The sequence below is a fragment of the Bacillus ectoiniformans genome, assembly GCF_016908875.1.
In the GTDB taxonomy this organism is placed as follows: domain Bacteria; phylum Bacillota; class Bacilli; order Bacillales; family Domibacillaceae; genus Bacillus_BX; species Bacillus_BX ectoiniformans.
Genome location: NZ_JAFBES010000015.1, coordinates 1 through 25,562, shown reverse-complemented (window position 1 = coordinate 25,562; position 25,562 = coordinate 1). Strand labels below are relative to the sequence as shown.

Genomic DNA, 25,562 nt, shown 5'->3' with positions numbered 1-25,562 from the left:
AATATCCACGAAGCGACCAAAAATAAAGGATTTTTCGTCTATTCATACAAAAGTACTCAGTTCATTCCATAAAAAAACAGCAGATGCCTAAGCACCTGCTGCAAGGTTTAACCCTTTAATCCTGTATTCGCTTTAACGGTAACTTCAGCATATTTGCGTGCATCTGCTTTGGCTGATAGTACCGTACCGAGATAACCGCCGAGGAAGCCTAATGGAACGGAAACAATGGCCGGGTTCGTTAATGGGAAGATTGGGTTCCCAACAAGAATAGCTGTACCTTCTGGGCTTAGTACGTTCGGGCTGATCGCCACAAGCACTAAAGCCGATACAAGACCTACAATCATACCTGTAACTGCGCCTGTTGTGTTGAACTTTTTCCAGTAGATCGTGTAGATAATAACTGGTAAGTTCGCACTTGCTGCTACACAGAATGCTAATGAAACAAGGAACGCGACATTCATTTTTTGAGCAAATAAAGCTAGGACAACAGAAAGAACGGAAACGGTAATAGACGCATAGCGAGCAGCAAGCATTTGCTGTTTCTCAGTGATTTTACCTTTTTTGATAATTTCACCATAAATATCATGGGCAAAGGCTGAAGCTCCTGACAATACTAATCCAGCTACTACCGCTAAAATAGTAGCAAATGCTACCGCAGATACAAAGGACATTAATAGATCTCCGCCTAAAGCTTGGGCAAGTAATGGCGCGGCCATGTTGCCGGCTGCGTTAGCAGCAATAATATCATCTGCTCCAACAAATGCGGCAGCACCGAAGCCTAAGAAAATAGTTAAAATGTAGAAGATACCTACAATCCAAGTAGCGACAACAACGGAGCTTCTAGCTGTTTTCGCATCTTTTACAGTGAAGAAGCGCATAAGGATATGCGGCAATCCAGCTGTACCAAGCACTAATGCCATTGTAATTGACATCGTGTCAATCGGGTTTTTGTATTTAACTCCAGGGTTCAGGAAGTTTTCACCTAGTGGCGTAGCCGTCTTCATTTGTGAAAACATCTCTAAGATATTGAAATTAAACTTCATTAAAACTAAGAATGAAATGATGACAGTACCAATCATTAATAGAACTGCTTTAATAATTTGTACCCAGCTAGTGGCAGCCATTCCGCCAAACAATACATAAATGGTCATCATCGTTCCAACAATCAGAACTGCGATCCAGTAATCAATGCCTAAAAGCAACTGAATAAGCGCTCCTGCACCTACAAGCTGTGCAATCATATAGAATATTACAATCGTGATTGTACTGAAAGCGGCCGTCGCGCGGATTTTCTTTTGGTTGAATCGAGCCGTGATCATATCCGCCAGCGTATATTTCCCTAAATTACGTAATGGTTCAGCAACGATATAAAGAACAACCAGGTAAGCTACTAAGTACCCGATACTGAAGAAGAACCCATCAAATCCATTAAGAGCGATGGCACCGGCTATTCCAAGAAACGAGGCAGCAGATAAATAGTCACCCGCAATCGCAATACCATTTTGCCAGCCGGTCAGTCCGCCTCCGGCTGTGTAAAACTCACTGGCAGTGTTCGTTCGTTTAGCCGCCCACCAAGTAACTACTAGTGTCAAGCCTACAATGCTGACAAAAAACGCTAATCCAATTATACTCATAAGCTTTTTTCCCCTTCATCATCCGTTTGGTAGTCTTTAATAATCTCTTCGGCCATTTCATCAAACTTGTTGGCTTTTTTAACATACATCATACAAAGAGTCCAAGTCATGATGAACTGGGCTAATGCGAAGATCCATACCCATGAAATAGCGCCGATTGCAGGAGTATTTAAAACTTTTGAGTAGGAAGTCATAAGAGGCAAAGAAAAGTAAAAAGCTAAGAAGAATAACGACATAGGCAACAGAAAGCTATTTTTCTTTTTTACTAAGGATTGAAAGTCAGCGCTAGCTGCAATCTCCTCGTAATCAATCGCTTTCTTTTTGGGTGAATCCGCTTTCAAAATTCGATTATCCATATACATCCCCCTTGAAGCGTATTATTCTGAAACCGGTTTCAAGTTTCAGAATTATGTGTTAATTTTAAAAAATAATCCAAGTTTTGGCAAGAGAAATTTCAAAAAAAGTTCAAATATTTTATTTGACATCATTCGACAAGCATGTTTGAATCTCGTTAATAATCGATATTTGCCCTCGTTTTGTATATAATAGTTGTACATGATCAAGAAAAGATTGGACGGATGTAAATGGTAGAAGGCACACAATTAGCACAGGCATTAGTTTCTTTAAAGGACAATCATTTAAGATTTGTATACGTGATGATGAAGGACTTAAATGTATGGGAGCTTGTTTCCTCAAAAACGAAAGATATGGTTTCGAAAGAGCAATCCGATCATTTCTATAAATGGATGGAGAAGGAAGCAGAAGAATTAAAAGGTCAAGAAGCAGAAGAACTGCAGCTAGATTTGCTCTTGCAACTAAGTCAAACGTTAAAGCTGCCTGGCAGGAGTTTTAAGGATGCTTATGAAATTGAGAAACAGTGTCAGGATCTAATAGAAGAATTATTTGCTCAGATGCAAAAACAATATAAGGATTTTAAAGAAACCTATGAACAATCCTTCAATAAAAACAAACTAGAATTTATTATTCATTGGGAAATGAAAGAGATGTATCGTCATTTGATCGAAGAACAGTCAAAACGTGATCACTCCTCTGCCTTTTGGGTGGAGGAGATTGTCGGGTTTATTCAAGACCTGCCGGGTTACTATCAGGAGCAGCTGATGCAGTCATTAGATATGGCCGCCATGACTGGCATTGAACTTGAACAGGCAATTAAAGACTACGGCCTCTTTTTCTTATTTACTGAAATTACCGACCGCACAGGTTTTGAATTCTATAAATATTTACTTCAGTCATTTAATAAAAATGAAGAGAGTCAGCCGCCTGAGGAAATGGCATATTTTTCATGGATGACGAATCCTAATTTGCTGCTATCCCTTATTTTAAAAGGTGGAACAGTGCTGTACCGCTATCAAAACCTGCTTTATAACAAAGGGTTAATCCCTATTGTCATTATGCAGACAGCTTTGCCATACTTAACGGAAGAAGAAAAAAACGCGGATCTTAACAGGCTCTCAAACACATGGAGTCATAGGCTTGAGTTATATCGATCTCATTTGCGGACAGTCAACGAACTGGTCAAAAAGCAAAATGATTGGCAGAAAGGTCTTGCTCTTTTACAAGAAGAGCTTGTGTCAAACGAAACAGCCTTACATCAAACGGAGTCGTATCATAAACAACTGAATGAAAAGTTAAAGCAGATGCTAAAGCACGATCCACACAGGCCATACTTTGGTGATCTTAGTGTAAGAAATAATCGCCTGCAAGAAAAGCTAGATAAAATAAATGAAAAGCTAGAAGATGAGTCAGATAAAAAGCAAGGGATGTTAAAAGCGGTATCTGGTTTTATTAAATCGAGCTATCTTCAATCAGAAAAGGCCCAATTAGAAAAGAAAATAGACAAGATTTTCTCGGAAATTGCTGCGCTCGTTTTAGAGAAATATCCTGATTATAATTCAGAAGTAACGGGAGAAATATACAGATCTAAACATCAGCTAGAAGAGATCACCCATCAGCAGGAAGAAATTAAACATAAAATAGAGAAATTTCAAGAGGCGCTGTTAAAAGCGAAAACGGAGGAAAAAGAAGAACGAAAAAAAATTGAACTGGCTGAAAAAAGAACCTATGGATTAAAAGACGTGTATGGAGTTGAAATTGGAAAGGAAATCAATCATCTTCATCATTAAAGGCAGCTGCGGCTGCCTTTTTACATTGGACTTGAGTGAGGGTCGGCCACTTAGCAAGATAGTTAAATGTAGGGGGAGAAGAATAAAAAAATTCTAAAATCCGCATATTAACAAAAAAATGTCTTTTATTCAGCAAGTGGTTAATAGTTGAAGGGAATGTCGAAGTTTGTTAATGTAAATAAGGCTGTGACAAAAAAACAGCCGATACTGCCCATTCCCATGTGCATTAGAAAGACATTTTTGAAAGGAGAAATGCATGAAGAAAATATCAAATGTTTTTTGGTTTACGATCGCACTTGTCGTAATTGCTGTTGGCTTCGGTGCAGCTGCACCTGGTGCTTTTGAGAAAATCACAGCAAATGTACAAGCGTTCATCACATCAGCTTTTGGCTGGTATTATTTAATTTTAGTTTCCGTTATTGTGTTATTTTGTTTATTCTTAGTGTTTAGTCCTGTGGGGGCTATTCGATTAGGCAAGCCTGGAGAAAAGCCGGATTACTCCACTCCAACATGGTTTGCGATGCTATTTAGTGCAGGTATGGGAATTGGTTTAGTATTTTGGGGGGCAGCTGAGCCGCTCAGTCATTATGCTTCAAGTCCTCCTTTAGCAGAGGCAGGAACTGATCAAGCATTAAGAGATTCAATGCGCTACTCGTATTTCCATTGGGGAGTACATGCATGGGGCATCTATGCTTTAGTGGCCCTTGCTTTGGCTTATTATAAGTTCAGAAAAGGGGAACCTGGTTTAATAAGTGCCACACTTACCCCTGTGTTAGGCGATAAAGTGAAAGGTCCAATAGGAACAATGATAGATGTGATTGCCGTCTTTGCAACTGTAGTCGGAGTAGCCACTACACTTGGGTTTGGTGCGGCACAAATAAACGGCGGACTTTCGTTTCTATTCGGTGTTCCGATAAGTTTTGGTGTCCAATTTATCATCATAGCCGTAGTAACGGTATTATTCTTAATCTCTGCTATGAGCGGACTAGGCAAAGGAATAAAAATATTAAGTAATACCAATATGGTGTTAGCCATTCTGTTGCTCGTGTTAATGCTTGTCATTGGACCTACCATGTTTATCATGAATTTATTTACGGATACATTGGGATCCTATATGCAAAATTTAGTGCGGATGAGCTTTCAAATTGCTCCTTTAAATGAGGAACATCGGTCTTGGATCAATGGATGGACCATCTTTTATTGGGCTTGGTGGATTTCTTGGTCACCGTTCGTCGGCATTTTTATTGCCCGGGTTTCACGCGGGCGCACGATTCGCGAATTTTTAATCGGAACACTTTTAATGCCTTCTTTAGTGAGTTTCTTCTGGTTCGCTGTGTTCGGTGCTTCTGCTATGGATATTCAAATGTCTGGAGCAACAGATTTAACCAAATATGCGACAGAAGAAGTATTGTTTGCTGTGTTTAATGAGTTTCCGTGGTCAACTGTTCTTTCTATTGTAGCTATTACGCTTGTTGGCACGTTCTTTATCACATCAGCCGACTCAGCTACCTTTGTGTTAGGTATGCAAACGACTCATGGTTCATTGACTCCTCCGAATCGGGTGAAGATGACATGGGGAATTGCACAATCATTAGTTGCAGTGATCTTAATGTACAGCGGCGGACTGCAGGCTTTGCAAAATGCGCTAATCATCGCAGCCTTCCCGTTTTCAATAATTATGGTTTTAATGATGGTATCTTTATACCGCTCATTAACACTTGAACGGAAAAAAATTGTCCAGTCTATGCGTGGACCAAAAGCAAAATAGTGAGAAATGTGCACAGTGTCTCTTGTCTTAGAACAAAAGCACACTGTGCATTTTTTTATTTTTTTTGATAATCCTTGCAGTTTCTCTTCGACTTTTCTAATATAGATAGGAATTGAAAATATGCATGATTTGTCGAAGGGGAACAATTAAGGTGAAAAGAAAACGATTAAAACGCTCGGTAGTCCGGGCTTTAATAGCCATTCCGTTTATAATTCTGCTCATTTTTATAATGACTGAACAGCCGCCGAAGCCCAAAAATATGCTGGCTCCTAAAGAAGTGCCAGCTGAATACATACCCATTTATAAAGCCGCAGAAAAAGAATATGGTGTACCGTGGGAGCTTTTAGCGGCCCATCACCGAGTGGAAACAAAGTTTTCACGAATGGATCCGCTTCTTTCGCCCGCTGGTGCTGAAGGGCACATGCAGTTTATGCCATGTACATTTGTAGGCTGGAGTCACCCCACTTGCAGCGGACTAGGAAAAGGGGAAATTCCTCATGTAGAGAAGGTTAATCCAGCTGTCATCAGCAAATATGGGGGATACGGAGTAGATGCAAATGGCGATGGCAAGGCAGATCCATTTGATTTAGAAGATGCGGTCTTTAGTGCGGCTCATTATTTAAAAGCCAATGGAGCTGCAGACGGAGAGTTAGAACGAGCCATATTTGCTTACAATCATAGCCAGACGTACGTTAATGATGTGTTGCATTTTTTGCAGGAATACAGCAAAAATCAGTAGATTGGCTATTCAATCTGGACTGTTACAGACTTAGGACGTCACGGGGAATGAAAAGGAGAGTGCCAATTGTATAAAAAATTAGTAGTTGCGGCTTGCTTATTAGTAAGCGCCGGATGTGCGGCAGATACGACTAAGGAGACGAATAGCCCAGCATCTTCTGAGCCTTCAAACATTCAGCAGGAAAAGAACGGTGCAACAGATCCTGCTTCTCGTTTATCAGGGCAAGTGATCTATGTAGTAGATGGAGACACGTTTGATGTGAAGTTAGCAAACGGAAAAAAGGAACGAGTACGATTAACTTTAGTAGATACACCGGAGACGAAACATCCTTCTAAAGGTGTACAGCCATTTGGGCCAGAAGCATCCGAATTTACAAAGAACGCCTTGACAGACGAGCAGGTGGAGCTTGAATTTGATGTGCAGGAACGTGATCAGTATGGAAGGATTCTCGCGTATGTGTGGCATCAAGGAGAAATGATCAATGAACAGTTAATTGCCGAAGGTTTAGCGAGGGTGGCTATATTTCCTCCTAACACGAAGTATGTAGAGCGCTTTCGGGAAGTTCAATCCATTGCTCAAAAAGCTAAAGCAGGGATATGGTCTCTTGAAAATTATGTGGCTGAGCGGGGATATAATGATGAGCAGAAATCTGAATCAGTCAGTTCAGCCGGCAATGCCTCTCATTCAGAGGATTGTCAAATTAAAGGCAACATTTCAAGTTCAGGAGATAAAATTTATCATATTCCAGGAAATCAATCTTACGAAGTAACGAAGCCTGAAGAAATATTTTGCACGAAAGCCGAAGCTGAAAAAGCAGGATACCGGGCAGCTAAAAGATAATATAATCAGGTGAAAAATACGTCAGCAATCTGAACAGCCATCAGCTTCCTTTCACGTTTTGCTTTTTTTTTCATAAGATATCCTGTCAACAATTATGTGAGAGGAGAGATCACAATGGACAATAACCGCAAACGCGAAGAAAGACCGGAACCGACGAAGGCCGAGATGGAAGAAATGATGAGACGCCGCCACGAGTTTTGGTGGGGGAAAAGACGCCCGTTTCATCAGCCAAACGAAAATAAAGCGAAAAAAGACTAGTCAGTATAAAGCAGCCGCATGGCTGCTTTTTCATTTGAACACTGTTTAACCTGAACAAGCTGATGGGTTTGATTGAACTAAATACTGAAATTTGGCCATTAAACCAGGCTTCTCCGCTCCTCTTTGTTCAAGTTCAAAAAGCAAACATTTGTATTCCAGCAGGCTTAGATCTCCAAGAAGATAGCTTTTTTGTATATGATCTAGCAGGTCGTTGGCGTGTTTTGGCAATTGTTTCTTCAGTAAAATGAAATGTATAATCAAATCTTCTAATAGCATGATTCATTCCTCCACTTTTATTATTTACGGCTGATGTTATAAAAATCATAACATGTAATTTCTTGCGTATTGCCCTAAATCGTTAGACACTTTCTTTCAAATTTCACACATCTTGACCGAAGTCGTGTCACTTTTTGTTTCTCGTCTTTTAAAGGCCAATAGATGGCTTATTCTTTTTAGAAAAGGGGAATAATAAAAGCAAAATCAACGACAGCAATCGGAGAGGAGTGCCGAATGATCAATAAAAGTTCAGAAGAAATGGCTATTCAATTTAAAGATGTCTCTTTAAACAATCCCCATAAAGAACATACATATATTCTTCACAATGTGAGCGCTTCAGTTCCAAAAGGAAAGGTTGTCACCATTGTCGGGCCATCTGGATCTGGTAAAAGTACGCTGCTATCCCTTTGTAACCTTTTGATCACACCTGATGCAGGGGAAGTGCTAGTTTACTCTACAGAAGTAAGGAAATGGAATGTTCAAAAGCTGCGCCGGCAAGTAGGTCTGGCTTTTCAAACTGCTGCGATGCTTCCTGGCACTATTTTATACAATTTAACCTTATCATCTTGCCTGCATAAAACCGATCAGGGCAATCCGGAAGAGATGATGGATTATGTAGGGCTGCCGCGTGAATTATTGGATAGAGAGGCAGAGGATTTATCAGGAGGACAAAAGCAGCGCTTGTCTTTGGCAAGAATGCTTGTGACGAATCCGTCCATCATGCTATTAGATGAGATCACCTCGGCATTGGATTTATCAGCAGCGAAAGAAATAGAAAAGCTGATTATGAAGATTCATCAGGATTCAGGAAATACGATTCTTTGGGTGACTCATGATCTGGCACAGGCTCAAAGAGTAGGAGATTATACATGGCTAATCGCGGATGGTCAGCTGGTCGAATCAGCTGAGACAGATCAATTCTTTCATCAGCCTGAACATGAGGAGACCCAGTTGTTTTTAAAAGGTGAATGGCAGGGGAGAACATCATGAATCTTTTCACATTAATGCTTGCTCTCGTCTTTGTATTAGTGGCCGTCATCTTATCTAATAGACTTAAACTTGGACTCGAAAAAGATATGCTAATCGCCGCTGTGCGCTCGACCATTCAGCTGCTGATTGTAGGCTACTTATTATCTTTTGTGTTTGAGGCAGACAGCTACATCTTTTTGCTGCTCATGATCTCCTTAATGATAACTGTAGCTTCACAGAACGTGGTCAGAAGAGGAGAAGCTAAGCAGGGAATGTTTTGGCGTGTAGGTGCCGTTTTATTAGCTGTTGAATTGATGACGATGTTTTTTATGCTTAGCTTAAATATCATTCCTCCGACTGCTCGCTACGTTATTCCAATCAGCGGCATGATTATTGGCAGTTCTATGGTTATATCCAGTTTGCTTTTAAATAGGCTCGCTTCTGAGCTTCGCAATCGCAAGCAAGAAGTTCTGGTCGTTCTCTCTTTAGGCGGCACCCCTAAACAAGCGGTCAGCCTAATTGTTAAAGATGCGGTAAAAGCGAGCATGATTCCGACGATCGACAGTGCAAAAACGATCGGTCTTGTGCAGCTGCCTGGAATGATGACGGGTCAGATTATCGCAGGTGCGGATCCTGTAGAGGCGGTCCGGTATCAATTGCTGATTGTCTTCTCCTTGCTCTCAGCTGCAGCTTTTACAAGTATTTTCTTAGGATTTTTAACTTATCCGCTCTATTTTAATCAATACCAGCAGCTTGTAGCGGAAACAGAAAAACGCTAAAATTTCTTGGTCATGTATGTCATATTTTTAAAAAGAGCGGGGCATGATATGTCTTGCAAGGCCATATCATATCATTTGGGAGGAATTATAATGAACAGAAATAATCCAGATAACCGCGAAAATAATGTGGAAAGATTAGAAAATATGGTGGAAAACACGATCGAAAATATTGAAAAGTCAGAAGCGACTATGCAAAATGCAACAGCTGCAGAACGTGCAAACATTGAAGAAAAAAATAATCGCCGTGAAGAAAGCATCGAGAGCTTCAGAAATGAAATTCAAGAAGAGTCAGCTGCTCGCGAAAACGGATATAGAAACGAGCAATAATAGAAAAAGGGCGCCTCGGCGCCCTTTTGTTATGGTTATAATACGATCAAAAAAATAATGGGTAAGACAATCAGGCTTAACCAAGTACTGATGAGAGTAGCGCTAGACACAAACTCAGGCTCTGTATGAAATTGAATCGCATACATCGTCGTATTGGCCGCTGTTGGCATGGCTGCTGTAATAATCATGATTTGACGGATCATTTCATCAACGGGCAGAAAAATCGTGATGATGAAAGCAATGAGCGGAGAGAGGCCAAACCGGATCAACAATGTAAGTCCAAGCTTTTCAAATTGCAGCTGTTTGATCGAGATTTTCGCCAGCTGCATGCCTAAAACGATCATGATAGTAGGAATCGCTGCATCCGCAACAAGATCGACTGCTTGTTGAACCGAAGAACTGACAGGAATGTGCAGCAGCTGGCAAAGGCCGCCTGTCATCGCCCCATAAATAATGGGCATACGCTGTACAGCTCTAAGTGAAGAGCGTATTCCATCCGCCCCAGGACTGCCTTTTGCAGCAAAGTAAATTCCCACTGTACACATGACAAGAGATTGAATGACCATTAGTATAACTCCATATTCAAAACCAGCTGTCCCAAACAATAACAATACAACAGGTGTTCCGTAATTTCCGCTGTTCATAAACACCGATGCTAAAATTATGGCGCAAGTTTCTGTCACAGAGTATTTACGTATGTAGGCAAAGGCATATACAATAGCTATTAGGGCAAAACAAAGAACCACAGAATACATCGTCATATATAGATAGTCTTGATTGAACTCTGTCGAATAAAACGTCCGAAATACGAGAACAGGCGACATTAAGTAAAGAGACATCGTGGAAATCGTTTTCGTATCAAACCCTATTTTTTTCTCCCCGATAAATCCGAGTGCGAAGATACCGAATACAGGAAGCAGCACATTAAGAAACTCCATTTTACTCTCCTTTGGCAAAAGATTCATAACCTCAGTTTAATCATCCTCTTTTAGTTTACCATTCATATAAAATCAATTGAATGAAACCTCTTATTTTAATAGATATAATAAAGACAGCACTAGTAAGGAGAAATGTACATGAAAGTAATTATTGCTGAAAAACCGGATCAAGGCCGCACGCTGGCTTCACCATTTACGGTTAAAAAGCGTGACGGATATTTAGAAATTGAACCAAACAGATTGTTCCCTAAAGGAGCATATGTGACTTGGGCGATCGGGCACTTAACCCAGCTTTGTCCGCCTGAATACTATCAATCTGAATGGAAGAAGTGGAAGCTGGATACACTGCCAATGATTCCTGAGAGATTTCAATACGAAGTGACAAAATCGAAATATAAACAGTTTAATCTCGTGAAAAGTTTATTGAAAAAGCCGGAAGTGACCGAAATCATTCATGCCGGTGATGCAGGGAGAGAAGGAGAATTAATTATAAGGAATATCATTCAGCTGTGCGGGGTGAATAAGCCGATGAAGAGGCTTTGGATTTCCTCTTTAACAAAAAGCGCCATCGAACAAGGTTTTGAACAGCTGCTAGAAGGCGAAGCGACAAAAAATCTGTATTTCGAAGCTTATACAAGATCATGTGCTGACTGGCTGATTGGAATGAATGCATCAAGAGCCTTTAGCATTTTATTAAAGAAACATGGAATGAACGACTTGTTTTCCGCAGGACGCGTTCAGACTCCAACTCTAGCCTTAATTGTTAAGCGGGAAAAGGAAATTGAAGAGTTTCAATCGGAACCTTTTTGGGAAGTGATCGCTGATTTTGAAATGAACGGAAAGAAGTTTCAAGGGAAATGGGAGAAAAATGGGGAATCTCGTTTGCATCAGCAGGAACTTGCGGATAAAATTGCGGCATTTTGCAAAGGAAAGCCTGCCGAAATTCGAGAGATGAAAATGGAACGAAAAGAATTTCAGCCACCTTTACTATTTAATCTATCTTCTTTGCAGGCAACTGCCAATCAAGCATTTAAGTTTTCACCGAAAAAGACGCTTGATATCGCCCAGTCTTTATATCAGAAGGGAATCATTTCTTATCCGCGGTCGGATTCCAATTACGTGACGGAGGGAGAGGCTGCGACCTTTCCTGAGATCTTAAAAAAACTCGGTGGTTTCACCGACTATCAATCGCTTCTCCCGGCTCCATCTGATTCGATTGCAGGAAATAAAAGATTCGTAAATGAGAAAAAGGTGTCCGATCACTATGCGATCATTCCGACTGAACAAGTCAAGGATCCGAAGAATCTGCCGTCAGATGAAAGGCTGATATACGACTTAATTGTGCGCCGTTTAATCGCTGCTCATTATCCGGCTGCAGTGTTTGATTATTCAACAATCATTACATTGGTGGATGGACGGGCTGAATTTGTTTCTAAAGGTAAGCAATTAATAAATGAAGGCTGGAGAAAAGTGATCGTGCAAAAAGAAGAAAAAGATGTGATCCTGCCTGCTTTAGAAAAAGGAGAGACAGGTGCGGTACAAAAAGTCCAAGTGAAATCTGGTAAAACCCATCCGCCTAAACGCTATACGGAAGGGCAGTTAATCACATTAATGAAAACGGCAGGAAAATACCTCGATAATGAGGAACTGGAGAAAGTTCTAAAAAAAACAGAAGGATTGGGAACGGAAGCAACCCGAGCAAGCATCATTACCATGCTTAAAGACAGAAAGTATATTGAAGTAAAGAAAAACCAAGTGTTTGCACTGGATAAAGCGAAGGTGCTAATTGGTGCAATAGGAGATGAGATCTTAGCTTCACCAGAAATGACGGCTAAATGGGAACAGCGGTTAGCTGACATCGGAGAAGGAAAAGCATCCCCTTTGCAATTTATTGAACAAACCAAAAAGCTTGCTGGCAAAATAATTGAAGATGCAGCCAACAATGAACCTAATTGGGATTTCAGCAGATACAATACAGAGTCAATCCAGCGGCTGAACTCCAAATTTACGGTGGGCAAAAAAATCGGAAGCTGTCCCTTGTGCTCTGGTGATATTGTAGATAAAGGTGAATTTTACGGGTGTTCTAATTATAAAAAATCAAACTGCAAATTTACAGTTTCAAAGAAAATTCTAGGCAAGAAAATCTCGCAAACAAATGTAAAAAAACTGATCGCGGCCGGAAAAACGGAACTTATTAAAGGGTTTAAAAAAGGGGATCAGACGTTTAATGCCATGTTATCCTTAGACGAAACAAAAAGTAAAATCCAATTTTCGTTTGAGAAATAAATAAGAGACGCTACATTCAAAATGAGCAGCGTCTCTTCCTTAAGAAAAGCGTATGATGAAATGAAAAAACAGTCCTATCATGTAAAAGGACTGTTTTTTAGTATTATTTTTTTTGTTGTTCTTTTTCATTATAATATTTTACACCAAATTGAGAACCTTCTTCGACCATTTTGTTATCTTCCACATCTTCAGGGTCTGGGTGTCCTGCTTTTAATACAGGGAATTCCTCTTTAGAAGGGGTAGCATTTGAATTTAGTTTCTTTTTCGCTTGCTTCATAAAGCTATCAAACTTAGTGCGGTTTTCATCTTTTGACAGCCACCAGGCAGCAGCACTTGCACCTAATAGCATATACCCAAGCCCACCGCTTTTTTGATTGTTTCTAGCATTTCCCATATTTTTACCAAACATAATTCTCTTCCTCCTTGTCAAAAATACAGCTAATTAGTTAATTTTTCATCCATAATTAAGTTTACCCGAAAGAGAAGAATTAAAACCATCTTGATCGCGCTGTTGGAAAAAAATTCATTTCATATATATAGTTTCACTGATATTTATAAAGGGGTAAAGATGAAGGCAGTATGAAAGGTAGAATAGCTGCAGAGCCGGATTAAAGGAGAAATCAATATGAAGTATACATTTAATGAAAATAAGTGGACGTGGTTTGAAATTGATGAGTCAGAGGATATAGATTTTAAACAGCTGACCGAAAAATATCATACGTGCAATGACTGGTTAGACAGCATTGAAAAAAATGAAGATATAAATACATTGAATATGAATACTCAAGATCCTGGAAAAGAGGTCATGTGGGGGTCTATCATCTATTTCCAGGACGTAGAGGAAAAAGGCAAAAAAGATATTTTCCATTATTATTTAACTAGAGATTTTTTTATTACCGATAGACTGAACCTCTCATTATTAGATGAAGCAGATCAGAAGAAAATGAAAGCAAAAATGGAACAGTGTGAAACGCCAATTGAAGGCTTTCTGACTCTGATTGGAGAAATCGTCACTCATATTCTGCAAAAAATCGATTGCTTTGAAAGCAGGCTGCGCGATTTGCTTTGGAATATTAAAGAGAAAAATAATACAGACCTTCTTGATCAAATTGTTCAAACCAGACATGAATTGCTTATATGGAAAAACTTGACGACTCCAGCGTTAGAAGTGCGCATGGGGGTAATAGAAGCTTTTGGAGAAGAGGTAAGAGAGGCGTATTATTATAAACAAACGTTTCATCGAGTGGAAAGAGCACGGTCATTAATAAATGAATATCAAGAAGAGATCTCAGGCTTGGTTGAACTTGAAAACATTGTATCTAGTCATCGAGGCAATGAAATTATGAAGACCTTGACAGTCATTACCACTTTATTTACCCCGGCCACTGTCTGGGGAGCCATATGGGGAATGAACTTTAAAGTCATGCCGGAGCTGGAATGGAAACTGGGTTACTTATTATCATGGGGATTAATTATTGCCTCATCAGTAGGCGTATATATATATTTAAAGAAAAAGGGATGGATGGGCGATATTTTAAGAGTGCAAAAAAAGAATTCATTTTTTAAATAAATCCTTCAACAATTTCCATGTGTTCTATATAAAAATCTGCTGTAAGAAGCAGGTTTTTTTGTTATGCTGGACAAGCTGAAAAAGTAAGTATCTTTATTGGAGTGTCATATAGATGAAACAAGTCATTAATGAATGGAAAATCGCCATTGAGCAGGAAATTTATGCTTTAAAGGATCAAGGCGGAGCAGGCATCCCTATAAGAAACGGAGATTGTCTTTCCCAAACTGATAAAAAATCGATCTATTCTTTTCAAAGTGCCTGGGACATGTGGATTCCAGATAATTCTCCTATTCGTCTAGAAACGAAAGACGCTGAATGTCAGGGGGTTCTGCTTTCTGCTCGCGGAAGGGAAGTGATCATTGAACTTGATGATTACTTAGGAAACGACATTGATTCCGCGAGTCTTTTTAATGAACCTTGGGAGCTTTTGCAAAAATTATCTGAGCGGATTGAGGAAGCAGAAGAAACAGCCAAAGGGATGAAGCGGATGAATCAGCTTCTCTATCCTGATATGCCGGATCAGCATCCGAAAGTAAAGGTGAAAAATCGTCTTCATGAAGCCGTCCTCCGCGCGAAATATAATCCGGTCACTTATATTTGGGGTCCGCCTGGGACAGGAAAAACATATACACTAGCAAGATTAGCCGCCGCTCATTACTTGAAAGGGAGAAAAGTATTAATTCTTGCCCAAAGCAATGCGGCAGCTGATGTGCTGTTAAAAGAGCTGTATCATTTTTTAAAATTAAAAGGCAAGTGGAAAACGGGTGAGGTGTTAAGGCACGGAACGATGCTTCATAATGAGCCAGCGGAGAACATGGACTTATATGCAGGGGCACTCGCTGCTCAAAAAAATGCTGCTTTATATGAAAAAAAGAAAGAACTGGAGCAAGATAGTTTTCTTCGCCGTAAGGACCGGGAACTGTCAAAAGTGAAGAAAGAGTGGGAAAAAGAAGTGAATGACCTGGCACAAAATGCAAAAGTGCTGGGATCCACTTTGTCTAAATCGGCTATTGACCCCGTTGTTTATTCACAGGAATATGATTTAGTCATCGTGGATGAAGCGAGCATGGCTTATGTGCCTCAGCTGGCATTTGCGGCAACGCTTGGTGAGCATATCATCATATGCGGAGATTTTAAGCAGCTGCCGCCTATCGGATTAAGCCGTCATCCGCTAGCATCCAAATGGCTGAAACAGGATATTTTTCACCACTCAGGAATTGCAAATGCCGCATTCAGTCCAAAAGGGCATCCTCATTTATTTATGCTCGACACCCAAAGGAGAATGCACCCAGAAATATCTGCCTTTACGAATAAAGAAATTTATCAAAGTAAAGTTTTTGATGCTGCGGGAATGGACAGAGCTCGAGAAGCAATCTCGAATAAAAGGCCGTTTGCAAAAAGCGCCGCCGTGATGGTTAACATAGAGTCGGAATGGCCGCTTAGTTTAAAAGAGGGAAATTCATCGTCTAAATATAATCTTCTATCTCTAATGTCTGCGCTGCAGCTGATCTTTGAAGCTAGGGCCAGCGGAATAGAATCAATCGGATACATTACTCCTTACCGTGCGCAAGCTCAATTGATGAACGCGTGTTTGACCACATTTTTCCCAAAAGAACACGCAGAACAATTCCTTGCGGCAGCGACCGTTCATAAATTTCAAGGTTCAGAACGGGATATGATTATTTTTGATGCCACGGACAGTTCACCCCAATTGGCGGCGGGACGTATCCTGACGGGTGATATAAGTGAGCGGCTAATAAACGTGGCTATGACGAGAGCGAGAGGGAAGTTTATTCTTTTAGCTGATGAAAGCTTCCTGCAAAGAACCGTTTCTCCTGCACAATTGATCAGAAAGCTGACCAGGCATTTTCAAAAGGCCAATCGTGTAAATGGTTTAGATACATTATTTAAAGAAGAGCGCCAAATGAATAAGAAATTGAAAAGTTTTTCTGGAAATGACGAGATAGCCTGGATGAAAGATGTATTGAAAGCTAAAAGATCTGTCGTCATTGGCTTGCCGCCTCGTTCAAAACCGTCTAAAAAATTCTGGGCACTTCTTAAAAAAATCGAGAATAAAGTTTCTATAATATTATTATGTAAACTAAAAAAGACGCCTTTTAAACAAGTCGAAATGAAATTTGTGACAGTGCCCTATCCTTTTATCATCATTGACGATGAAATATTTTGGCTAGGAGCCCCATTGCCCAATATTCAAATCAGGATTAAATCAGAAGAATTTATTAAAGTGTTCAACGATCTGTTCAGTCCTGAGAATAATACACTAGAGCTAAAGACTTGGTTTAAGCAAACGAAAGCAGAGAATGCGCATTTGCCGAAACAGACGTTAAGGGACTATTGTTCAAGCTATGTCAGGTGCAGGCAATGCAGCGGTTGTATATCTATGCGAATTATTGCCAATCAGTATGTGCGTACAGAATGCGAGAGATGCGGATATGAGGAATTTATTTCTAAACATACGTTGAATAAGTACTTTCAATGGGTAAATGCTGAGTGCAGTTCCTGCAGCCGTCCGATTTCTGCGGAGTGGACGGGAAAGAAGGTGGAGGGTGTTTGTCAAGGCTGCCATCAAACCTATGATATTGTCAGGTTCGTCTAGAGTTTGTATATGGAAGGCCAAAGCAATTCATCCTTTTGAATAGTTTTGAAAGAATTGTAATTGATAAGAAATTCTTATCAATTACAATTCAATTCTAGTTATTTACTTATACAATTCCTTGTATTATGATGGAAATGTATGAAAAGTAAGAAATAATTTTATTTCCCGCTTTTCGGCTTACATTACATATTTATAAATAGAGGGGGAATCGGGATGGCAAAGAATGATGTATTTAATGCCCGTTCGAAATTTGAGCTTGATGGTAAGCGTTACAATTATTATCGCATCGCAGCGTTAGAAGAAGCGGGTGTGGCAAAAGTTTCTCGCCTGCCTTATTCTGTTAAGGTGCTTTTAGAATCCGTCCTTCGTCAATATGACGGCTATGTAATCAAAAAAGAGCATGTTGAAAACTTGGCAAATTGGGGATCTGCAGATGTTAAAGAAGCAGAAGTTCCTTTTAAGCCTTCTCGTGTTATCCTGCAAGACTTCACGGGCGTTCCTGTAGTTGTTGACCTTGCTTCACTTCGTAAAGCAATGGCTGATATGGGAGGAAACCCAGATGTCATTAACCCTGAAATCGGAGTAGATTTAGTTATTGACCACTCTGTTCAGGTTGATACTTATGGAACTCAGGAATCACTTGAAAGAAATATGGAACTTGAATTTGAAAGAAATGCAGAGCGCTACGAGTTTTTAAGCTGGGCTCAAAAGGCATTTGATAACTATCGTGCAGTTCCTCCTGCAACAGGTATCGTTCACCAAGTTAACCTTGAGTATTTAGCGAACGTGGTACATGCAGTAGAAACAGCTGATGGTGAATTGGAAGCGTATCCGGATACTTTAGTCGGTACAGATTCTCATACAACGATGATCAATGGGATCGGTGTTCTAGGCTGGGGTGTTGGCGGTATCGAAGCGGAAGCTGGCATGCTTGGACAGCCATCTTACTTCCCAATCCCAGAAGTAGTGGGTGTGAAGCTGACAGGAGAACTTCCTAACGGCGCGACGGCTACTGACTTAGCTCTTAAAGTAACTCAAGTATTGCGTTCTAAAGGCGTAGTTGGTAAATTCGTTGAGTTCTTCGGCCCTGGCGTAGCGGTATTGCCGCTTGCTGACCGTGCAACAATTGCTAACATGGCACCTGAGTACGGAGCTACTTGCGGATTCTTCCCAGTAGATGCAGAATCACTAGATTACATGCGTTTAACTGGCCGTGAAGAAAGCCACATTAAAGTTGTAGAGCAATATTTAAAAGAAAATGACATGTTCTTCACACCTGAAAATGAAGAGCCTGTTTACACAGATGTAGTTGAAATTAACCTTGCTGAAATTGAACCGAACCTATCAGGTCCAAAACGTCCGCAAGACTTAATTCCGCTATCAAACATGCAAAAAGCATTCCAAACTTCAGTTAGTGCTCCTGAAGGAAACCAAGGTTTCGGATTAGGAGAAAAAGAATTAGAAAAAACAACGACTGTAAAGTTTGCTGACGGCGAAAAAGTGGAGATGAAAACAGGAGCAGTGGCAATTGCTGCGATCACATCTTGTACAAACACTTCTAACCCATACGTAATGCTTGCATCAGGTTTAGTGGCGAAAAAAGCTGTTGAACTTGGTCTAGAAGTACCGAAATACGTAAAAACATCTCTAGCTCCAGGTTCGAAAGTAGTTACTGGCTACCTTCGCGATGCTGGTTTGCAAGAATATATGGATAAAATCGGCTTTAACACAGTTGGTTACGGCTGTACAACTTGTATCGGTAACTCAGGTCCATTAAAAGACGAAATTGAAAAAGCAGTGGCTGATTCAGATCTTCTTGTCACATCTGTTCTTTCCGGTAACCGTAACTTTGAAGGCCGTATTCACCCGCTTGTAAAAGCTAACTACCTGGCATCACCTCCGTTAGTAGTAGCATATGCACTAGCTGGAACAGTGAATATTGATTTTGCTAAAGATGCAATCGGTCAAGATAAAGATGGAAAAGACGTATTCTTTAAAGATATCTGGCCAAGCACTGAGGAAGTGAAAGAAGCTGTACAGCGTGCGGTTACTCCTGAAGTATTCCGTAAAGAGTACGAGCGCGTATTTGACAGCAACTCACGCTGGAACCAAATCCAAACAAGCAATGAAGCTCTTTACAGCTGGAATGATGATTCTACGTACATTCAGAACCCTCCATTCTTTGAAGGTCTGTCTGCAGCTCCAGAGAAGATTCAGCCGCTTAAAGGATTGCGTGTAATGGGCCGCTTCGGCGATTCAGTAACAACTGACCATATCTCTCCTGCAGGTGCGATCGGCAAGGATACACCAGCTGGTAAGTACCTTCGCTCTAAAGGTGTTGAGCCTCGTGACTTCAACTCTTATGGTTCACGACGCGGTAACCACGAAGTAATGATGCGCGGTACATTCGCTAACATCCGTATCCGTAACCAAGTAGCACCAGGTACAGAAGGTGGATTCACAACTTACTGGCCTACAGAAGAAATTATGCCGATCTACGATGCTTGCATGAAGTATCAAGAAGACGGTACAGGTCTTGCTGTTCTTGCTGGTAAAGATTACGGAATGGGATCTTCTCGTGACTGGGCTGCTAAAGGAACAAGCCTGCTAGGTGTGAAGACGGTTATTGCTGAAAGCTATGAGCGTATTCACCGTTCTAACCTAGTCATGATGGGTGTTCTTCCATTGCAATTTAAATTGGGAGAAAATGCGACTACACTTGGTTTGACTGGCAAAGAAGTTATTGAAGTGAACCTTGAAGATTCAGTGAAACCTCGTGATGTAGTTACTGTAACAGCTACAAATGAAGATGGAGAAAAGAAAGAATTCCAAGCGCTTGTGCGTTTTGATTCTGATGTTGAAGTAGATTACTACCGTCACGGTGGAATCCTTCAAATGGTTCTTCGCGGAAAATTAGCTGACGTAAAAGCATAATCATAAATGTTTGCCCCTTGCTGTTACAGCAAGGGGTTTTCCTTATTTAAACTAGAAGCATACATATTTCCTATAGTTCCAGTAAAATTATTAGAATATTCCGTATACATAAGGTTGAAAGAGGGTAAGATATAGATAACGATGAGACGGAAGGAGGGCAATAAAATGAGAAAGATGAGAAAGAAGTCATTTGCTGACTTAGTGAAGGAAAACAAGCAGGAATTAATGGGAGATGCAGAAGCGATGAGATTGTTAGAAGAAAAAATCGAAGAACGATTAGAGCTTAAATTAAAACAAGCAAAGTGAGAACGCTGCAGTTAAAGATCTGCGCCAATTGATACTGCTTGCTTATCTTATGCAATCAATCCCGTTATATATGTTTAACAGAGTTGGCTCAAATGAGTGAAATAAATATTTCACCTATTTGAGCCAACTTTTTTTATTTACTAGTCATGCAAAGTGACGGCGTGAATGTTTTCAGAGAGAAATTTCTCACCTGCGCTAGTCATTTGGCTGCCTCTGCGGCCTTTATAAATGACAATGTACCCTAATGATTGCAGTTCTTTTAATCTTGTACGAATTTGCTGTTCTGTTAGCTTACAGGTTGGAGGCAGCTGTGCAGATAAAGATTTGCGCCCAACGGATTGCCGCTCTGCATTGCCTTTTGAAATAATTTGTAAAAGGGATACCCACTCTCGCTTTTTATCAGAAAGAACGGGTGTTTCTTCTGTTTGTAGCTGAATAGGAAGGTGCCCAGGTAAGACTTGATCGTCAGCTACCGTTACTACATATTGGATCATATTCTTTAACTCTCTTACATTTCCAGGCCAATGATAGTCCATTAGGAGGCGGAAAGTTTCAGGAAGCAGAACTAAATCTTGTTTGTTCATTTCATTTAAGTAATGGCGGATTAGGAGAGGTATGTCCTCTTTTCTCTCCGTCAGCGATGGCAATTGCAGATAGAGAACTTTTAGGCGATGGTATAGATCAGCTCGAAAAGAACCGTCCATCGTCTTCGCGTGCAGATCTTTGTTAGTCGCCGCAATAATTCTCACGTTAATTGGAATATGTTTATCTCCTCCAATTCTACGTACTTCCATTTCTTCGAGAACACGAAGCAGGCGTGCTTGCAGCTTGGAGCTAATATCGCCGATTTCGTCTAAAAATAAAGTGCCGCCATCCGCTTGTTCAAATAATCCTTTTTTTCCGCCTTTCTTGGCGCCTGTAAAAGAACCTTCCTCGTAACCAAACAATTCACTTTCAAGCAAATCCTCCGAGAGTGCACTGCAGTTCACAGCGACAAAGGCCTTGTCTTTTCTAGGTGAGGCTTGATGGATGGCTCCTGCAAATAATTCTTTTCCGGTGCCTGTTTCTCCAAAAATAAGAATGGGCCACTCGACGGCTGCTAATTTCCCGGCTGTTTTTTTGGTGGTTTCGAGAATGGAACTATTCCCAATAATGTCATGAAAGCTGTACTTAGATAGATACCCTTTCTTTTGGAGGTCGGTGTGGCGCAGCTTTTCCATTTTAATTGTCTCGTCGACATCTTTAAAGGTGGCAACAATGGTCTTTTCATCTTTGAGGTAGAATCTTGAAACCATTGCATTAGAGTGAGCAAACGAAAAGTATTGGTTTCCCTCTTCTTGTCCATATAATAAAAACTCAGCCATCTTCTCGTCTTTAAAGATTCGGGTGAGTTCTTTTCCGATCGCCTGGTCAGCTGACCATCCTGTCATTCTAGACAGTCCTTCGTTAAATACGGTGATTTGTCCGTTGGCAGTGAAAGCCAAAATTCCATCATTGACACCGTCCACCACTTTTTCTAAAAAGTGATTTAACGACTTGGCTTTTTGGGAAATGGACGAGAGCTTTTGGCTTAAATCAATAATTTTCTTTAAATATCGATTCGTTACACTCGTTACGGTTGCTTCAGGCAACTGGAAGAAATCAGCAATTTGAATGATCGTATGAATATCTATCAGTCTCACGCCAAGGTTAATGGTATGGGTGATGAAAGACGGAACTAACTCATTTTCCCCGGGTGTGACCGCTGCATCTATTTGGAACGGAACAGGGAGGCTTTTTGAATAGGGGATATATTCTAGATGGTCCATACCAAGGTGCAGCAAGTTATCTATGGCTTCAGCTGCGGATTCAAATGAATCATTTACATACAAAACTTTCGTGTTTTTCTTTAATAAAAATAATTGATCGATATAATCATAGTTGGCCGTGCGCTTAGAGATAATCTCCCTGCAGCCGGTTATGTGTAAGTTAGTCGTTTCATCCTTAACAGCATGAGAAGAGTAGACGATCATCTTGTTGGTGAAGGAAAGAGGGACAGATTCATCCACAGCGTAGCTTTCTATTTTAATATATTCTCCAAAAATTTGAACTAACTGCTGATGTAATTGTTCTTTTGTCTGAATGGAACCAGTGATTAACGCTAATTGTTTATAAATGGTCATTGTCTCTCCTTTTAGGTTTTAAATAGGTTATTTGGTTAAATAGGTTAATAATTTTTAACCCTATTTTAACTTAAAGTAGTGAATGTAAGCAATCTCTGCCATGGCACAAAAATTGCAATAATTAATATACAGAAAAGCAAAGGAGGAGAAGAGATGAAACAAAATGAAACTTGGAAAATGCCGCATACGTTTGTCATTGTTTTCTTTGTTGTTCTTCTAGCAGCAGCTCTTACGTATGTAGTGCCAAAGGGACAATTCGAGACTGAAGAAGTAACGTATGAAAAAGACGGCAGTGAAGTGACGAAAACGGTTGTGAAACCAGATAGCTTTACTTATTCAATGAATGAGGCGGGAGAAAAGCAAACAGACGGCACCTCTTTATTCGAAGGCGGAGGAGAGACTGGATTTTTAAATTATGTGTTTGAAGGAATGGTTTCCGGAGATAAATGGGGATCAGCAGTTGGTGTTGTAGCATTTATTATTATTATCGGCGGCTCTTTCGGAATCATCATGAGAACGCAGGCTGTTGATGAAGGCCTAATGAAAGTGATCGTTAAAACAAAAGGCAGGGAAGGATTGATGATCCCTGTCATCTTCTTCTTATTTTCTCTTGGGGGGGCCGTATTTGGCATGGGAGAAGAAGCGATCGCGTTTGCCATGATCTTAGTTCCGGTCATAATTAGAATCGGCTACGACGCCATTGTCGGGGTAATGATTACGTATGTGGCGACACAGATTGGCTTTGCGACATCATGGATGAATCCATTTGGGGTATCGATTGCGCAAGGTGTAGCTGGAGTGCCGGTATTATCGGGATCAGGATTTCGAATGGCGATGTGGGCAGTATTCACTTTAACTGGAATTGTTTTCACGATGGTTTACGCATCTAAAATCAAAAAAAACCCCCAGCTTTCAGTAACAAAAGAGTCAGATCTTTACTTTAAAGATGCGGAAACGGGCAGCTTAAAATCGGCATTTAATCTAGGGCATCTTCTGGTGATAGTAACAGTAGTTGCAGGAATTGTCTGGGTGGTTTGGGGAGTCGTAGAGCGTGCGTATTACATTCCTGAGATCGCCTCTCAATTCTTCACAATGGGACTTGTGGCTGGAATCATTGGCGTCCTTTTTAAACTGAACAACATGACAGTGAACGATATAGCAGAAAGCTTTACAGCAGGAGCCAAAGATCTATTGCCGGCTGCCTTAATTGTCGGGATGGCTAAAGGAATCGTCATTATTTTAGGCGGAGACAGCCCCGCTGAACCTTCTGTATTAAATACAATGCTCTTCGGGGCAAGTCAAGCGATGGAAGGGTTTCCGGTCGTATTGTCCGCATGGTTTATGTATGTTTTTCAATCCATTTTTAATTTCTTCGTTGTATCCGGTTCAGGGCAGGCCGCTTTGACGATGCCATTAATGGCTCCATTGGCTGATATTACTGGCGTTTCAAAACAAGTAGCCGTTCTTGCCTTTCAGCTTGGAGACGGACTGACAAACATTTTAGTTCCGACCTCAGCAGCGCTAATGGGAACGCTCGGTGCAGCGAGAATTGAATGGGGAACTTGGGCGAAATTTATTTTGAAATTTATGATATTGATGTTCATTTTATCAAGTGTATTTGTAATTGGGGCAGTTCTAATCGATTTTTAAATCCGACGGGGTGAATGAATCGTTTAGTGAAGTGAATGGCAAAGGAGTTAATGACAAATATGTTGAAGTTAATTAAGAATGCACAAGTATATGCACCTCAGCGGCTTGGCAAACAAGATGTGCTGATTATTGACGAGAAGATTGGCCGGATAGCGGATCAGATTAATGTGCCATCCGACTTTGCTGAAATAGAAGTCATTGATGCACAAGGAAAGGTTCTCGTGCCTGGATTTATTGATGGCCACGTCCATATTACAGGCGGTGGCGGTGAAGGCAGCTATCATACGAGAACGCCTGAATTAAACTTAACTGATGCTACACTCTCAGGTATTACCACGCTAGTTGGAGTCATTGGAACAGATGGCACGACGCGGACGATGGAGAATCTAATTGCTAAAGCAAGAGGCTTAGAGGAAGAGGGGCTGACTGTCTATGTGCAAACAGGGTCCTATCAAGTGCCAGTCAAAACATTGACAGGGTCAATTGAAAATGATTTGATCCTCATTGATAAAATCATCGGAGCGGGTGAGATCGCTATTGCGGACCACCGTTCCTCTCAGCCGACGAAAGAGGAAATGGCCAAAATCGCGTCAGCTGCGAGAATTGGCGGTATGCTTTCAGGCAAAGCGGGCATTGTCAATGTTCACGTAGGGGACAGCAAGGATTGTCTAACACTTTTAGAACAGGTGGTTGATGAAACTGACATTCCGATTACCCAATTCTATCCTACTCATATCAACCGTAATTCTTATTTATTTAAAGCGGGGATAGAATTTGCTAAAAGAGGGGGATTCATTGATTTTACTACGAGCACCATTCCTAAGTTCTTAGAAGAAGGAGAGGTTAAGTGCAGCAGAGCATTAAAAACCGCGCTGGAAGCTGAAGTGCCGGTCGAACAAATAACTTTTACTTCAGATGGCCAGGCAAGTCTCCCGGATTTTAATGAACAAGGTGAATTAATTGGCTTGAAGCTAGGAAAAGTGAATTCTCTTTTTAAAGAAGTAAGGGATGCTGTACTAATAGAAGGAATTCCTCTTGAGACAGCTATCCAGGTGATTACATCCACTCCGGCAAAGATATTAAAGCTGAGAAGAAAAGGGCTCATAAAAAAACAAATGGATGCCGATCTTGTTCTGTTAAATGAACAGACGCTTGAAATTGATACAGTTATATCGAAGGGACAGATCATGGTCCAAGAAGGCAAGGCGCTGATAAAAGGAACATTTGAATAATGAAAAAAGGACTCGGGGATGTACTCCGAGTCCTTTTCGTTCGCCCAGCATGGGCGAACTCTAACGGGTGAAAGTCCCGAGTACGACCTGGTAGCGGTAAGTACATAGCCAAAAGCAAGGGTGTCCATAGTGA

At 40.7% G+C, this 25,562-nt stretch carries 20 protein-coding genes and 1 pseudogene; 15 read left to right on the top strand and 6 right to left on the bottom strand.

Features of this window, described 5'->3' with window-relative positions:
• Positions 1–107: 107 nt before the first annotated feature.
• Together JOC78_RS15160 and JOC78_RS15155 are read right to left on the bottom strand one after the other, a co-directional pair.
• Positions 108–1,634 carry a solute symporter family protein gene (locus JOC78_RS15160; protein WP_204557441.1) on the bottom strand — a complete coding sequence of 509 codons (1,527 nt, stop codon included), beginning with the start codon at positions 1,632–1,634 and terminating at the stop codon, positions 108–110.
• Positions 1,631–1,996: a DUF485 domain-containing protein gene (locus JOC78_RS15155; protein ID WP_420829953.1), complete on the bottom strand. Its 366-nt coding sequence runs from the start codon at positions 1,994–1,996 to the stop codon at positions 1,631–1,633. Before JOC78_RS15155 ends, JOC78_RS15160 begins: the two co-directional genes overlap by 4 nt.
• Positions 1,997–2,218: 222 nt before the next feature.
• Between JOC78_RS15155 and JOC78_RS15150 the strand changes: the two genes are divergently transcribed.
• The 5 genes from JOC78_RS15150 (at position 2,219) to JOC78_RS15130 (ending at position 7,383) form a co-directional block, all read left to right on the top strand.
• Positions 2,219–3,778 (top strand): hypothetical protein, encoded by a 1,560-nt coding sequence (locus tag JOC78_RS15150; RefSeq protein ID WP_204557434.1) that lies wholly within the window; start codon positions 2,219–2,221, stop codon positions 3,776–3,778.
• A 256-nt stretch (positions 3,779–4,034) separates the two neighbouring features.
• Positions 4,035–5,546 (top strand): glycine betaine uptake BCCT transporter, encoded by a 1,512-nt coding sequence (locus JOC78_RS15145; RefSeq protein WP_204557431.1) that lies wholly within the window; start codon positions 4,035–4,037, stop codon positions 5,544–5,546.
• Positions 5,547–5,697: 151 nt separating this feature from the next.
• Positions 5,698–6,285 (top strand): lytic transglycosylase domain-containing protein, encoded by a 588-nt coding sequence (locus tag JOC78_RS15140; RefSeq protein ID WP_338023219.1) that lies wholly within the window; start codon positions 5,698–5,700, stop codon positions 6,283–6,285.
• A 66-nt stretch (positions 6,286–6,351) separates the two neighbouring features.
• Complete coding sequence (locus tag JOC78_RS15135) at positions 6,352–7,125, top strand: thermonuclease family protein (RefSeq protein WP_204557423.1); 774 nt, start codon at positions 6,352–6,354, stop codon at positions 7,123–7,125.
• 114 nt (positions 7,126–7,239) lie between these two features.
• Positions 7,240–7,383, top strand: a complete 144-nt coding sequence (locus JOC78_RS15130; protein WP_204557420.1) for a hypothetical protein — start codon at positions 7,240–7,242, stop codon at positions 7,381–7,383.
• 45 nt (positions 7,384–7,428) lie between these two features.
• Here the strand turns inward: JOC78_RS15130 and yppF are convergent, their stop codons facing one another.
• On the bottom strand, positions 7,429–7,659 hold the full coding sequence (gene yppF, locus JOC78_RS15125; RefSeq protein WP_204557417.1) for a YppF family protein: 231 nt from the start codon (positions 7,657–7,659) through the stop codon (positions 7,429–7,431).
• A gap of 234 nt (positions 7,660–7,893) precedes the next feature.
• Between yppF and JOC78_RS15120 the strand changes: the two are divergent.
• The 3 genes and pseudogenes from JOC78_RS15120 to tlp all read left to right on the top strand — a co-directional run.
• Positions 7,894–8,416, top strand: a pseudogene (locus JOC78_RS15120) (ABC transporter ATP-binding protein); the annotation flags it as partial.
• 229 nt (positions 8,417–8,645) lie between these two features.
• Complete coding sequence (locus tag JOC78_RS15115) at positions 8,646–9,407, top strand: ABC transporter permease (protein WP_204557414.1); 762 nt, start codon at positions 8,646–8,648, stop codon at positions 9,405–9,407.
• An 84-nt stretch (positions 9,408–9,491) separates the two neighbouring features.
• Positions 9,492–9,734 carry a small acid-soluble spore protein Tlp gene (gene tlp, locus JOC78_RS15110; RefSeq protein WP_420829954.1) on the top strand — a complete coding sequence of 81 codons (243 nt, stop codon included), beginning with the start codon at positions 9,492–9,494 and terminating at the stop codon, positions 9,732–9,734.
• A 35-nt stretch (positions 9,735–9,769) separates the two neighbouring features.
• On the opposite strand, the gene JOC78_RS15105 is transcribed toward tlp, so the two are convergent.
• Positions 9,770–10,672, bottom strand: a complete 903-nt coding sequence (locus JOC78_RS15105; protein ID WP_204557409.1) for an AEC family transporter — start codon at positions 10,670–10,672, stop codon at positions 9,770–9,772.
• Positions 10,673–10,810: 138 nt separating this feature from the next.
• Between JOC78_RS15105 and JOC78_RS15100 the strand changes: the two genes are divergently transcribed.
• A complete protein-coding gene (locus tag JOC78_RS15100) occupies positions 10,811–12,958 on the top strand; it encodes a DNA topoisomerase III (RefSeq protein ID WP_204557406.1) in 2,148 nt (715 codons plus the stop codon).
• A gap of 103 nt (positions 12,959–13,061) precedes the next feature.
• On the opposite strand, the gene JOC78_RS15095 is transcribed toward JOC78_RS15100, so the two are convergent.
• Positions 13,062–13,367, bottom strand: a complete 306-nt coding sequence (locus JOC78_RS15095) for a hypothetical protein (RefSeq protein ID WP_420829952.1) — start codon at positions 13,365–13,367, stop codon at positions 13,062–13,064.
• A 216-nt stretch (positions 13,368–13,583) separates the two neighbouring features.
• On the opposite strand from JOC78_RS15095, the gene JOC78_RS15090 reads away from it, so the two are divergent.
• The 4 genes from JOC78_RS15090 to JOC78_RS15075 all read left to right on the top strand — a co-directional run bounded on the left by JOC78_RS15090 (position 13,584) and on the right by JOC78_RS15075 (position 20,385).
• The gene (locus JOC78_RS15090; RefSeq protein ID WP_204557402.1) at positions 13,584–14,528 is read left to right on the top strand and encodes a magnesium transporter CorA family protein; all 945 of its coding nucleotides are present in this window, start codon (positions 13,584–13,586) and stop codon (positions 14,526–14,528) included.
• 112 nt (positions 14,529–14,640) lie between these two features.
• Entirely contained in the window at positions 14,641–17,145 is a 2,505-nt protein-coding gene (locus JOC78_RS15085; protein ID WP_204557399.1) for an AAA domain-containing protein, read from the top strand.
• Positions 17,146–17,358: 213 nt separating this feature from the next.
• Positions 17,359–20,079 (top strand): aconitate hydratase AcnA, encoded by a 2,721-nt coding sequence (acnA, locus tag JOC78_RS15080; RefSeq protein WP_204557398.1) that lies wholly within the window; start codon positions 17,359–17,361, stop codon positions 20,077–20,079.
• Positions 20,080–20,244: 165 nt separating this feature from the next.
• Positions 20,245–20,385, top strand: coding sequence for an FbpB family small basic protein (locus JOC78_RS15075; protein WP_204557396.1), 141 nt, complete (start codon positions 20,245–20,247; stop codon positions 20,383–20,385).
• Positions 20,386–20,525: 140 nt separating this feature from the next.
• Here the strand turns inward: JOC78_RS15075 and JOC78_RS15070 are convergent, their stop codons facing one another.
• Positions 20,526–22,547, bottom strand: coding sequence for a sigma 54-interacting transcriptional regulator (locus JOC78_RS15070; protein ID WP_204557395.1), 2,022 nt, complete (start codon positions 22,545–22,547; stop codon positions 20,526–20,528).
• 153 nt (positions 22,548–22,700) lie between these two features.
• Between JOC78_RS15070 and yfcC the strand changes: the two genes are divergently transcribed.
• Together yfcC and iadA are read left to right on the top strand one after the other, a co-directional pair.
• Positions 22,701–24,197, top strand: a complete 1,497-nt coding sequence (gene yfcC / locus JOC78_RS15065) for a putative basic amino acid antiporter YfcC (RefSeq protein WP_204557385.1) — start codon at positions 22,701–22,703, stop codon at positions 24,195–24,197.
• Positions 24,198–24,256: 59 nt separating this feature from the next.
• The gene (gene iadA, locus JOC78_RS15060) at positions 24,257–25,429 is read left to right on the top strand and encodes a beta-aspartyl-peptidase (protein WP_204557383.1); all 1,173 of its coding nucleotides are present in this window, start codon (positions 24,257–24,259) and stop codon (positions 25,427–25,429) included.
• The last annotated feature ends 133 nt before the right edge of the window (positions 25,430–25,562 follow it).